10 protein-coding genes are annotated in these 13,199 nt (G+C 39.9%); 2 read left to right on the top strand and 8 right to left on the bottom strand.

Annotated elements, in window-relative coordinates; translation table 11 throughout:
- Positions 1–18: 18 nt before the first annotated feature.
- The gene (locus P3L37_RS18635; protein ID WP_042849110.1) at positions 19–3,045 is read right to left on the bottom strand and encodes a Tn3 family transposase; all 3,027 of its coding nucleotides are present in this window, start codon (positions 3,043–3,045) and stop codon (positions 19–21) included.
- A 176-nt stretch (positions 3,046–3,221) separates the two neighbouring features.
- On the opposite strand from P3L37_RS18635, the gene P3L37_RS18630 reads away from it, so the two are divergent.
- Together P3L37_RS18630 and P3L37_RS18625 are read left to right on the top strand one after the other, a co-directional pair.
- Positions 3,222–3,851: a recombinase family protein gene (locus P3L37_RS18630; RefSeq protein WP_172412315.1), complete on the top strand. Its 630-nt coding sequence runs from the start codon at positions 3,222–3,224 to the stop codon at positions 3,849–3,851.
- Positions 3,852–4,034: 183 nt separating this feature from the next.
- Positions 4,035–6,029, top strand: a complete 1,995-nt coding sequence (locus P3L37_RS18625; RefSeq protein WP_042849111.1) for a BCCT family transporter — start codon at positions 4,035–4,037, stop codon at positions 6,027–6,029.
- A 71-nt stretch (positions 6,030–6,100) separates the two neighbouring features.
- Here the strand turns inward: P3L37_RS18625 and P3L37_RS18620 are convergent, their stop codons facing one another.
- From P3L37_RS18620 to P3L37_RS18590, 7 genes are all read right to left on the bottom strand, one after another.
- On the bottom strand, positions 6,101–6,958 hold the full coding sequence (locus P3L37_RS18620) for a universal stress protein (protein WP_052219461.1): 858 nt from the start codon (positions 6,956–6,958) through the stop codon (positions 6,101–6,103).
- Between the two features lie 2 nt (positions 6,959–6,960).
- Positions 6,961–8,439 (bottom strand): SulP family inorganic anion transporter, encoded by a 1,479-nt coding sequence (locus P3L37_RS18615; protein ID WP_042849112.1) that lies wholly within the window; start codon positions 8,437–8,439, stop codon positions 6,961–6,963.
- Positions 8,440–8,722: 283 nt separating this feature from the next.
- The gene (gene arsC, locus P3L37_RS18610; RefSeq protein ID WP_042849113.1) at positions 8,723–9,148 is read right to left on the bottom strand and encodes a glutaredoxin-dependent arsenate reductase; all 426 of its coding nucleotides are present in this window, start codon (positions 9,146–9,148) and stop codon (positions 8,723–8,725) included.
- A 10-nt stretch (positions 9,149–9,158) separates the two neighbouring features.
- Positions 9,159–10,448 carry an arsenic transporter gene (locus P3L37_RS18605; RefSeq protein WP_042849114.1) on the bottom strand — a complete coding sequence of 430 codons (1,290 nt, stop codon included), beginning with the start codon at positions 10,446–10,448 and terminating at the stop codon, positions 9,159–9,161.
- A 55-nt stretch (positions 10,449–10,503) separates the two neighbouring features.
- Complete coding sequence (gene arsA / locus P3L37_RS18600; RefSeq protein WP_102140129.1) at positions 10,504–12,255, bottom strand: arsenical pump-driving ATPase; 1,752 nt, start codon at positions 12,253–12,255, stop codon at positions 10,504–10,506.
- A gap of 13 nt (positions 12,256–12,268) precedes the next feature.
- Positions 12,269–12,634 carry an arsenite efflux transporter metallochaperone ArsD gene (gene arsD / locus P3L37_RS18595; RefSeq protein WP_042847034.1) on the bottom strand — a complete coding sequence of 122 codons (366 nt, stop codon included), beginning with the start codon at positions 12,632–12,634 and terminating at the stop codon, positions 12,269–12,271.
- 47 nt (positions 12,635–12,681) lie between these two features.
- Positions 12,682–13,017, bottom strand: coding sequence for a metalloregulator ArsR/SmtB family transcription factor (locus tag P3L37_RS18590; RefSeq protein ID WP_042847035.1), 336 nt, complete (start codon positions 13,015–13,017; stop codon positions 12,682–12,684).
- Positions 13,018–13,199: the final 182 nt, after the last annotated feature.

Below are 13,199 nucleotides of genomic sequence, written 5' to 3'. Positions count from 1 at the left end.
TTTAATAATATTAATAGACTATGCCGCTAAGCTTAACGACTCTTCTGAAATAAGAGGATCTAAATTCTCCAGTAATCTTTCCAGTACAATATTATCTTTTTTAAGGCCAAAGGTGTAATTACCGGCCAGCTGTATATGCTGCCATGCGACAGGTGATAACTCAGCTATCATATTCACCGCTTCTTGATTATTTTCACGCGCAAATTTTTCAATCAAACTGGATAATAATGCAGAATTATAATAAATAATGCAGTTAGCAATGATACGAGCACAATCATTCCATTGTTCTATCTGGTAATCATCGCCACCTCTGAATTGATTACCATTAATTGACGCAATTGCACGCCGTAATTGATGGTAAGCCTCACCCCGATTAAGTGCTTGTTGGACAAACTGCCTGAGCATTTTGTCATCAACATAATCGAGAACGTATAAACACTTAATTATTCGGTCATATTCACGAAGAGCCGCTAAGGTGCGATTGTTTTTCTTACTGTTAGAAAGCTTAGTAATCACCGTGCTTTGTGTCGTCGTTTTACGGCTTAATGAACAAATTATCCATTGAATATTTTCCCACTCTTCTTGAATGAGTGATAAGTTGAGCGATTTTTTAAGTTTCAGGGAAAGGATTTCATCATACTCGATCTCAAACAATTCATTAAAAACGTGTTTAAATTTTGCATATCGCGGGGCAAACTGATACCCAAAGAGATCAAGGATAGCAAAGTTTACATTGTTAACGCCATGCGTGTCTGTTGCTAATGTTTTGGGCTGAATATGGCTGGTATTATTATAGAGTAAATCGAATGCGTGGTGAGCCTCATATTCATTGGCTGAAATCACTTTCGTATTTATTGGTACATGATTTGAAACTAATGTGAGTGCTGATACGCCTTTCCCTTTTCGGAAATATTTAGCAGAAAAACGGGCTTTAAATGTATTGATTCGGCAACCATGTTTTTGGCCATCAATACTACCAAATGGGGCACTTTCGTTAATCGTATAATATTTGAAAATGGGGAGTTTTGCTAAAGCATCAGCTATCATATCATTAGCTTCACTCGTTGTTTCAGGCCTAATATAACCATCATTGACGGCTCTAAGCACACCGATGGCTCTATCTGATATTGATGACATATGATGAACACCATAGTTTGAGCCATTTCCAAATATGCAAGCGAGTAAATCGCCCTCTTTGGCCTTAGTGTTTTTCTTTTTTGATGCGATATTTTTAAATGCATCTAAGTAACCCGTTTTTTGATGAACATAGTCCATAATTTCAATGATCCCCATATGTTGGAGCTGGTTATATATGGGATTATCAATGTCATCTTTCCAGCGTTTATTCGCCAGTTTCCATGTTAACTGATTTGAACGCGGTTGAAGTGTCACGAAATCATTGGCTCCATCATGGATATTGCGACCAATTCGCTCCATTTGGTCTCTCAGTTTTTGCGTTAATTCCGAAAGCGTTTGTTGTATCGGTGTATTGAGCCGAGTTAATCCTGTTTTTTGAATGATGACATGGCTTTTTTTCCACTCGGTGGCTGAAATCAGATCATCGTCTAAACGCTTGTTGCTGGCGCTTTCATTGATGTAAATATTGTTACTCTCAATCATCCGAGCCACTTTTTGGTATAAATAGTATTCAAATCGTTGAGTATTAACCTGTTCATCTATCAGGATAAAAGGTTTATCGTTTTTTAACAGTAACCGCTGATCGACGGTAGAAATGTGCTTATCTTTTTGAAGTTCTGATTTTGCTGTTAATAATTGGGAAGATAGTAGTTGTAATCCTGGTTCGCACTCGATATCAATCGCGAGAAAGAGTGACCTCATTGTATTCGCAATTTTTCTGTATTGTGTATCAATGTATAGCCACTCATAATGGGTTTTATCAAAACTATTCTTATTAAGATGTTGACTTATTAACTGAATTTCATCTTTAGACATCATTGCAAATGCATTTTGGCGAATATCACCAAATTGCGTATTGTCACTGACGTTTTCATCAACAAAGAGGTGTAAAATATTACCCGCATGCATTAACTTTTCACGAATAATTTCCAGTTCTTCTGCAATGCGTAACTTAGCTAAAGCACTCGCAGCTTCCCTTTGCTTTCTCGTCACATATAAAAAAGCTGTTACCAATTTATCATTAGTTTCTTGGTAGCGAAAAAATAGATAACAAACCAGATATAACATGCCTTGCCATTCGGGAAATCGACGAATTTTATAAATCGATTGATGTTGAATAATCGATGCATAATAGCTTAAATTACCTAATGATAATCCCAATTCACCAACAAGACGTTTTACGTCGGGATAAACACTTTTTATGGCATTATGCGTTTCAATTTCACTTGCGAGCTCTGTCGGTGTAAAATCTTTAGCTGCGCCTTGTTGGCCAGATAGACTATTTAAAACCCCTTTTGTATGCAGTATCTTCTTTAATTTTTTATGTATTATTGGTGGCACGCTATTTGAAAGGATCAACTCGGTACGATGCCTCTCATTAGCTAAAACCGTGGTGATCATATTTTGCAAAGTGGAATAACCCACTAATCCAATTCTGTTTTGACCTAAAAAAGCGAGGCATTCATCAAAAATATATTTGGGGTATGTACAGATTGTTGCGACATCACCCAAACGCTCTATCAAGGCTTGTTTATCTTGTCTTAATAACCGCGAAAAACCCAGTATTTCATGCATTTTAGCGATCAATGTTGCTCGAGTACTTTTAGCAATAAAGGGGTATTTCGGCTTTCTATTTGGAAAATGTGTCGCATAAATATAGTCGACATCTTGTTTAACCTCTCGTAGTTTAAATTGAGCGACAACAGGCTTCGCGCGAAAATAACCAATCAGAAGAATTAAATATATTTTCGTTTCAATTTTTCCCATTTTAGTGAGGATTTTTTTTATACTCGGATCTAATGAAAAATATTCTTCACGCTCAATTTGATTAAATATTGGACGAGAATAGAGCTCATGAATCTCCTGTTCTGTCAAAATTTGAATACGGCCTGATTTAATCTCTTTCATTGTGGTTATGTTATATCCTCTAAAAATAAACAACATCATATAATGGACGCGCGCGTAATCGATATAAAAGTGCAATTTAAGTCTACCTTAACTACACTAGGTAAACTCTAGTGTAATAAGTATAAAAAATAGATGTATAATGCACTACTATAACAACACCAATGTATAGTGCACCGATGAAGACAAATATACGAATTTATGGATATCTACGTGCTTCTACGCATGAACAGGATGCGTCAAGAGCAAAAAATGAACTGTTGAAATTTGCTGAAGGAATGGGGCTACAAATTGCCTGCTGGTTTGAAGAAAATGAGTCAGGCGCTCAGCTTCACAGACCTGAACTCTTTCGCTTACTCAATGTGGCCATGCCCGGTGATATTATTTTAGTTGAACAGGTAGATAGAATTAGCCGCTTGAATGCCGATGACTGGGAAAAATTAAAATATCTCATTGGACACAAAGGGTTAAAGGTCGTTTCTTTAGACCTCCCAACCAGTTACCAGTTTATGAGTCGCACCGATGAATTTACAGAACGAATGCTTGCTGCCCTTAACAGTATGATGTTAGACATGCTGGCAGCGGTTGCAAGAAAGGATTACGAAGATAGACGGCGTCGTCAAGCGCAAGGAGTGCAAAAAGCCAAACAAGAAGGGAAGTATAAAGGCCGTCCGATCAACAAAATATTACACCAAAAAATTGAAGGCCTTCTGATGGAGAAAAAAAGCTATAGCCAAATAGAAAACCTGATAGGTTGTTCGCGGCATACTATTTCGAAAGTATCAAAATCGATGAAAATAGCGCAATAAATGTCCCTCTATTCGTTTATCAAGTTTATGTTACTCAACAATGAGTCATACCGCGTGGAATGACATGAGAGAGATATTTAAGTATAAACAAGTGATTGGATACTTTTTAATTAAATAACTTATATTTATCACAATAAACCGAGCTTCATGACAATCATGAGCACGCATTAAAAGGGAGATTGAATGTCATTATCACCACAAAAGTCTCAAACGTGGGGGAAGATAAATCCGCCCGTTTTCTTTGTTTCCGCTTTTATTATTATATGTGTCGTTGCAATAGCCGCTATTTTTCCTCAACGTTCTGAAATTTTGCTCAAAGCTCTACAGGCACAACTTTTTGAGAATGCCAGCTGGTTTTATATTCTGGCTGTTGCCTTAATTTTATTGACTGTCGCCTATTTAGGCCTCTCTCGATTTGGTGAAATTAAATTGGGTCCTGACCATTCCCAGCCCCAATTCAGTTATCTTTCCTGGTTTGCTATGTTGTTTTCTGCTGGAATGGGAATTGGGCTTATGTTTTTTGGGGTCGCAGAACCCGTGATGCATTATCTTGCTCCTCCCATTGGAGACCCACAGACAGTTCAAGCTGCAAGAGAAGCGATGGAAATTACGTTTTTCCATTGGGGACTACATGCTTGGGCGATTTATGCGATTGTCGCCTTAATTCTCGCTTTTTTTAGTTATCGACATGGCTTACCGCTCACCTTACGTTCAGCACTTTACCCGATCATTGGTGAACGGATTTATGGACCTATTGGTCATGCTGTCGATATTTTTGCTGTTGTCGGCACCGTTTTCGGGGTGGCGACATCATTAGGCTTTGGTGTTTTGCAAGTGAATGCAGGATTAGCACACCTCTTTGGTTTTCCCGTTAGTCCAACGATGCAAGTGATTTTGATTGTGGTGATCACGGGATTAGCCACGTTATCGGTGGTCAGTGGTTTAGATAAAGGGATACGAATTCTCTCTGAGATCAATCTCAGTTTAGCCGGATTGTTACTGCTATTGATTGGGATTTTAGGCCCGACCGTATTGTTACTCAAATCTTTTGTCCAAAATACAGGCGCTTATCTTTCAGATATTATCAATAAAACCTTCAATCTTTATGCTTATGAACCGCAATCCAGTGAATGGTTGGGGGGATGGACATTATTGTATTGGGGATGGTGGCTTTCATGGTCGCCTTTTGTCGGGATGTTTATCGCCAGAATTTCTCGAGGGCGTACCATTCGCGAGTTTGTCACTGGCGTTCTGTTTGTCCCTGCCGGGTTTACGCTACTTTGGATGACTTTTTTTGGCAATAGTGCCATCCATCTGATCCGCGATAATGGGGCAGAAATGTTGGCGCAAGTGGTTCAAAAAGACGTTGCTCTCGCTTTATTTGAATTTTTAAATTACTTTCCGTTTTCATCTGCCCTTTCTTTTGTCGCGATGCTGATGGTCATTGTTTTTTTTGTGACATCCGCGGATTCCGGTGCGATGGTTGTCGATACGTTAGCCTCCGGTGGTGAAATTCACACGCCAGTATGGCAACGTATTTTTTGGGCCTTTTTGATGGGGGCCGTTGCAATCACACTTTTACTGGCCGGAGGATTAACGGCATTACAAACCATGACAATTGCTACCGCGCTACCCTTTGCGATTATTTTATTGACTGCTATCGTCGGATTGCTAAAAGCCTTACGTATTGATGTTTACAAAAAAGACAGTCAACAGCTTGCCACTTTAGCACCGAATACAGGACGTGGGGGGTTATCATGGGAGCGTCGATTACGTAAAATAGCCTTCTTCCCTAAACGTAATCAGGTTAAACGTTTCATGACAGAAGTGATTGAGCCCGCTATGCAATCTGTCATCACTGAGTTGGAAAAGCAGAGCACAGAGGCCGCTATCCATAATAAGGACGATAGGGTGACTCTGGAAGTGCAATTTGGTGAGAGTCTCAATTTTCTCTATGAAATACGATTACGGGACTACCTGACGCCGTCTTTTGCATTAGTGGGGATGGATGATGATGAAAATAATGAACCTCAGAAATATTACCGCGCTGAAGTCTATTTAAAGGAAGGTGGGCAGGACTACGATATTATGGGATGGAGTGAAGCGCAGATTATTCATGATATCCTCGATCAATATGAAAAACACATTCACTTTATTCATATTGTGGATAAATCGTAGCCACTTATTATGATAGAGAGGTGACGAAAGTGAGTCACCTCTCTTGGTAATAATGACAATAGACGAAAAAACTAACGAATGATGAGTAATGACACGGGCGTTTTATGTATCATCTCTGTCGTATGACTTCCGGTAAAAAATTGCTTCACTCGCGAATGACCAAAAGCCCCCATGATGATCAAATCAATATGGTGTTGTACTGCAAAGTTACACAATTCATCAACGATGCTATCGGCACCCTCAAGTAAATTGGCTTTCACCTTAATGTCGGCTTGATGAAGTCGGTTTTGTGCTTTTTTGAGTTGACTGTCTTGGTTACCGTGCATTACCAGATAGCAATCACTACCGGCTAATAATTTCACTTGTGTTAACCGATGAATGACGCGTTCACCTTCCTCACTTCCATCAAACGCAATCATCATCTTTTTTGGTGGGGTAAAATTTTGCTTACAGATAAGCACTGAGTTTTTTTGAAGACGAATAATGCCTTCGAGTTGACGGCCAATATGCCCCGTTAATTCAGATTGCTCGCCTCGACGACCGAGTACAACAATATGCGTATCATCTTGATTTAGCACTTCGGCTAAAGCTCCTTGCCGCTGAAGTGTATTAACATCAAGAAGACCTAAATCTTGAGTGATTTCTTTTGCACTCATCAATAATTGTCGGCCTTCCTCACGGGTTAAACGCGCCCGCTTTTCCTCAATATCCACGAGTTCATTCAATAAAGTTTCTCGGGTATCAAATCCAATGACCCCACTTAAATCATGGTGTGCTGATGTCGAGATTTTTTCATTCATGTGTAACAGTGTCAGCGGAAGTTTGAGTGTTTGAGCTATCCAAGTACTTGCGTGACAAACGGCAATCGCCGAGGGCGAACGGTCAATACACCCAATTACGCAAGTTTTTTGAATGATATCTGCTGTCATAATTAATGACCTCCCATGAATTTTTCAATTTTTTCCGGGTCGTCATGAATACCAAACTTATCAACCAACGTTGCAGTGGCTTCATTCATCCCCTTAATTTCAATATCAATGCCTTCACGTCGAAACTTAATCACCACTTTATCTAACGCGCTGACGGAAGTGATATCCCAAAAATGAGCATGATTCACATCAATAATCGCTTTATCAATGTCTTCTTTAAAATCAAAGACATTAACAAAGCGTTCCGATGTGGCAAAGAAAATTTGTCCCCGAACTTCATAATGACGTACCTTTCTGTCTAGTCTTGATGTAACTGTCATGTATCTCGCGACTTTATTGGCAAAATTAAGCGCTGCGATGAGCACCCCGACAAGTACCCCGTAAGCCAGATTATGGGTCCAAACGACAACAATGACGGTGGCTATCATAACGATGCTGGTCGATAGCGGATGGACTCGTATATCGGCAAGGGATTGCCAAGAAAAGGTCCCAATTGACACCATAATCATCACAGCAACTAACGCCGCCATAGGGATTTTTGATACCCAATCATTAAGAAAAACCACCATTAGTAATAAAACAACACCCGCAACCAGTGTCGATAATCGACCTCGGCCACCCGATTTTATATTGATAATGGATTGACCGATCATCGCACATCCTGCCATCCCGCCAATAAATGCAGTGGCTATATTGGCAATGCCTTGCCCTTTACATTCTCGATTTTTATCACTGGTTGTATCCGTCAAATCATCCACAATCGTTGCAGTCATCATTGATTCCAATAAGCCAACAACAGCAAGCGCTAATGAGTAGGGTAATATGATAAGTAGCGTTTCAATATTCAAGGGAATATCGGGCAAAAGAAAGATAGGCAAACTGTCAGGCAGAACGCCCATATCACCAACCGTTCGGATATCAAGACCAAGCCATATTGAAATTATTGTTAATACAACAATACACACTAATGGAGACGGAATGGTTTTATTGACTAATGGAAACAGATAGATAATCCCTAAGCCTGCCGCGGTCATTGCATAAACATGCCAACTCACATTGGTTAATTCAGGGAGTTGCGCTAAAAAAATCAAGATAGCCAGCGCATTAACAAATCCCGTTACCACCGAACGTGAAACAAATCGCATTAAATTACCGAGCTTTAAATATCCTGCGATAACTTGAAATATCCCGGTTAATACCGTCGCAGCTAATAGGTACTGAAGGCCATGTTCTTTCACCAGAACGACCATTAAAAGTGCCATTGCACCAGTTGCCGATGAAATCATGCCGGGGCGCCCCCCGATAAAAGCGATAATTACCGCAATAGAAAATGCGGCGTATAACCCAACTTTGGGGTCGACGCCTGCAATAATTGAAAATGCGATGGCTTCAGGAATTAACGCTAAAGCAACAACAATACCGGCTAGGACATCCCCACGGATGTTACCCAGCCAGTCCTGACGAGAGGAGGACAAAAGCATATTAGACTACCTTGTAATCTATCAATCCCAAGATGGGAGAGTATATTTTAAATAAACGAAATTATCCCAAAGAAGGGATGTGGAAATTGGCTGATTTAGTATCAACCTAAAAGGAAGGGGGTATCTCAGGGTGGAGTAAGGCGCATAATATGATCAGCTGTTCCTATGAATAGTATATTTTTTTAAAATACCAATATCAACGACCTTAAGCAAGTACCGGATTAACATGAGCGTACTGATGCCATACATCGGTACGCTCATCATGATAAATATCGTCAGTGATTTACTTTACTCTAATGCCTTGTTTATCAACAATAACCTCACCATCTTCTTTGATAAATTCACGTTGTTGCGGATGAGGTAATATATCCAATACGACTTCTGAAGGTCGGCAAAGTTTAGTTCCTATTGGCGTAACAACAATGGGTCTATTAATCAGTATTGGGTACTGCAACATAAAATCAATCAGTTGGTCATCGGTATAAATATCATTTTCTAAAGCTAATTGTTCATACGGTTCAACATTTTTTCGTAGTAACGCCCTTACCGTGATATTCATATCAGCAATAAGTTGTACTAACATATCTTTAGTCGGCGGTGTTTCTAAATAATAAATAATCGTTGGCTCAACGCCGCTATTGCGGATCATAGCAAGCGTATTGCGTGAAGTGCCACAATTTGGATTGTGATAAATGGTAATTTCATTCATTCGGTTAGCCTTAATTTAACAGTGAAAGTCGAAGCACTAAAGCAACGAGAGTGACGGTAAGTACAGGGAGTGTCATGATGATCCCTGTTTTAAAATAGTATCCCCATGTAATGCTCATGTTCTTTTGTGATAAAACATGCAGCCACAGCAACGTCGCCAAACTCCCTATAGGTGTAATCTTAGGCCCCAAATCGGCACCAATCACATTGGCATAAACCATTGCTTGTTGAATTAGCCCTGACGCTTCACTCCCTTCAATGGATAAAGCACCAATTAATACCGTTGGCATATTATTCATTATTGAGGATAAAAATGCAGTTATAAATCCCGTACCAATTGTTGCTGCCCATAACCCTTTGTCTGCAAGGTAATTGAGCGTTTCAGAAAGATAATCGGTTAACCCTGCATTTCTTAAACCATAAACAACCAAGTACATACCTAAAGAGAAAATGACGATTTGCCACGGTGCGCCACGTAATACTTTTTGGGTATTAATCGTATGGCCTCTGGCTGCAATCACCCAAAGAATTAAGGCGCCAATAGCCGCAATTGCACTCACTGGAAGACCTAATGGTTCTAAGACAAAGAAACCAATAAGTAGCAGTACCAATACCAGCCAACCTGCTTTAAACGTTGTCATGTCCTTAATGGCTAAAGTCGGTTCACTCAGTTTGGTAACATCATATTGTTTAGGAATATCTTTGCGGAAAAACCAATGCAGCATCGCTAATGTTGCAATAATTGCTGCAATATCCACTGGGACCATAATCGATGCATATTCAGTAAATCCAATATTAAAGAAGTCCGCAGAAACGATATTCACGAGGTTCGAAACAATCAGCGGCAAGCTCGCCGTATCTGCAATAAACCCGGCAGCCATGACAAAGGCTAATGTCGTGCCTTTGTTGAAACCAAGTGCCAATAACATCGCAATCACAATGGGCGTTAATATCAATGCTGCGCCATCATTGGCAAATAAGGCCGCAACCGTTGCACCAAGTAACACGATATAACTGAATAACAGTTTTCCTTTACCCCCGCCCCACTTGGCAACATGTAATGCCGCCCATTCAAAGAAACCACTTTCATCTAAAAGTAGGCTAATGATAATTACGGCGACAAATGTCGCCGTGGCATTCCAAACAATGTTCCAAACAATCGGGATGTCTTGAAAACTGATCACACCAAAGATCAGTGCCAATACAGCCCCTGCTGTAGCACTCCAGCCAATACCCAGTCCTTTGGGCTGCCAAATAACAAAGGTGATCGTTAAAATAAAAATGAATGCGGCAATAAACATAACAACCTCATTTAAAAGGTGCTTTTCCGCACCTTTTATTTTTAGAAAATAAAACTTATTCTGCGAGCTGACTTAATGCAGATATCCCCACAGGCTCTGTTTCAAGCAAAGGAACAATAGCAACACGTTTTGCCAATGTTGATGTCACCTTTTCAATCTGAGCGACTTCCTGTTCTGCTCTTGAAAGTAACAATGGTGAGGTTGTTTCCGTGATAGATAGACTGTTATTGATTACCCACGCCCACGGATGTATGTCTGCCCGTATTAAATCATTTTGCAAATTTTCCGCCTCAAGCACAGGCGTTGTTTCAGCGAGTGTCGTAATAATGACTTTGGTGCGTTCAGGATCTTGTAATTGCATCATCGGCGTTAAATAGTGGCCTTTTTCACCCATATTCTTAGCAATTTCTTTATGGTATGCCCCTGTTGCATCCAGAAGTAATAATGTATGCCCAGTCGGCGCAGTATCCATGACGACAAAACGTTTACCCGCGTCTCTAATGATGCGAGAAAAAGCCTGGAATACCGCAATTTCTTCAGTACAAGGAGAGCGCAAATCTTCCTCAAGTAATGCGCGCCCCTCTGCATCTAAATCTTTCCCTTTTGTTTCTAAGACATAATGACGATAACGTTCAGTTTCAGCGATAGGGTCAATTCGGCTAACTTGAAGATTCGGTAAAACACCATCGAGGGTTGATTCAATATGCGCGGCTGGATCGGATGTAGTCAGATGTACATCAAGCCCTTTTTCTGCCAATTTAACCGCGATTGATGCCGCAATCGTTGTTTTCCCTACACCACCTTTGCCCATTAACATAATCAGCCCATGCTGTTGCTGAGATATTTCGCCAACCAGTTCTGACAAGGTGGGTAAAGAAATAGGTTGTTTTGTCGGGGTAATAGTTGGAATTTGTGGCATCTCATTAGATAACAACTGCTTCAGTGCATCGACACCCACCATATTGATATTTTGTAAATAAATAATATCGACAGGTAACGAGCGTAGTGCTTCAGGCATAGATGCTAATGCCGCTTGTTCACGAGAGTAGAGCGCATGGGATAACTTATCATTTTCAGTCACCGCCGTTTCAGGGAAAACACCATTGACAATTAATTGCTGATTTCTGATACCCAGAGATGACAACTCGCTATAGGTTCTCGCAACCTCTCTCAATGCCGCTGATTGAGGTCGTGCAACTAATACTAACCTTGTTAGTGATTTATCACTCAACGCTTCCACCGCCATGCTGTACTGTTCACGTTGTTTATCAAGACCAGACATTGGCCCTAAACATGACGCACCATCAGGATTATCAGTAATAAAATCACTCCATGCACTCGGGAGTTGTAATAAACGGATGGTATGCCCCGTTGGTGCGGTATCAAAAATGATATAGTCAAATTGCTTTGTAATTTCGGTATTGGTTAACAACCCAGTAAATTCATCGAAAGCTGCAATCTCTGTGGTACAGGCACCTGATAGCTGTTCCGTAATACTTTGAATTACCGCTTCAGGTAAACTTTCTTTGATTGGATTAATAATTTTGTTTCGATATTCTTCAGCGGCAGCTTGAGGGTCTATTTCAATAGCAAATAAATTTGGAACCCATGTTATTGGCTTAATATTGTTGCCTATCGATTGAGAGAATACTTGCCCAACGTTAGAAGCTGGATCAGTGCTCACCAGTAAGACTTTTTTCCCTTTTTCAGCCAACTTAATTGCGGTCGCACAAGAAATAGAAGTTTTACCCACACCACCTTTTCCAGTAAAAAATAAATAATTAGGTGTGTTATCTAAAAATTTCATTTTATTGCTCCTGTTAACAACACGTTTTACCATTACCACAACACGATTTAACAATTTCGGCTTTTTCAATATTCGGCCGAATACCAAACCATCTTGCTAGCTCATGTCGTTTTGGGTATCGACCAGTCAGCACAATCTCACCATCAAGAATCAATAGTGGAAGTGACTCGGCGCCTGCGGTTTCCAAAAATGTTTTTGCTTTTGTGTTGTTAACGAACTCCATAGGCTCTTGCGCTAAATTAAAACGCCTTATACTTGCCCCTTGTTTTTTTAACCAATCCACATCTGTTGCGAAGTCTACCAATGCTTGATCGACTTCGGTTCCGCAAACACCAGTGCTACAGCATAATGCGGGATCAAATACTTCTAATTTTTTCATATCTCAACCTTATATATGTTTTTTCGAATATGTTAACTTAAAAATTTTTATATAGAACAGCTACTCGCAGGTTCTTTTGTCTCTAAGCTTTTGAGTAAATCTGCAACTCTATTTTTCTCTGTGGCATAGGTGACATCAATGATACTTTTCACCCACGGTAGTAATGCTGGAGATAATCGATAATGAACCCATTTACCATGTTTTGAATCGAGCAAAAGACCCGACTCTCTAAGCATTGCTAGATGTCGAGAAGTCTTTGGTTGCGATAAATTCAAGGCCGTATAGATGTCGCAAACACACAGTTCACCAGATGCTTTTAGCAGTAGCACGATATCCAGTCTGGTTTGGTCGGCTAAAATTTTAAACAGCAGTAGTGGTTCCATACTTTCTCCTATATTTAATGTGTGTAAGATATACCAAGGAAATACATTCGTCAAAACATATATATTGGCCTATGAATTATCTAAACGAACGCTATCTTTATTTATTGATAATTCCTTACTGAGGAAATTAGAACCTTTAATTTTTCAATGTAATAGTATCAAGTGTTAATACTGTCGTATAA

Origin of the sequence: Providencia sp. PROV114 (genome assembly GCF_032704305.1) — a bacterium.
Taxonomy (GTDB): Bacteria; Pseudomonadota; Gammaproteobacteria; order Enterobacterales; family Enterobacteriaceae; genus Providencia; species Providencia rettgeri.
This window is presented reverse-complemented; position numbering and strand designations above follow the sequence as displayed.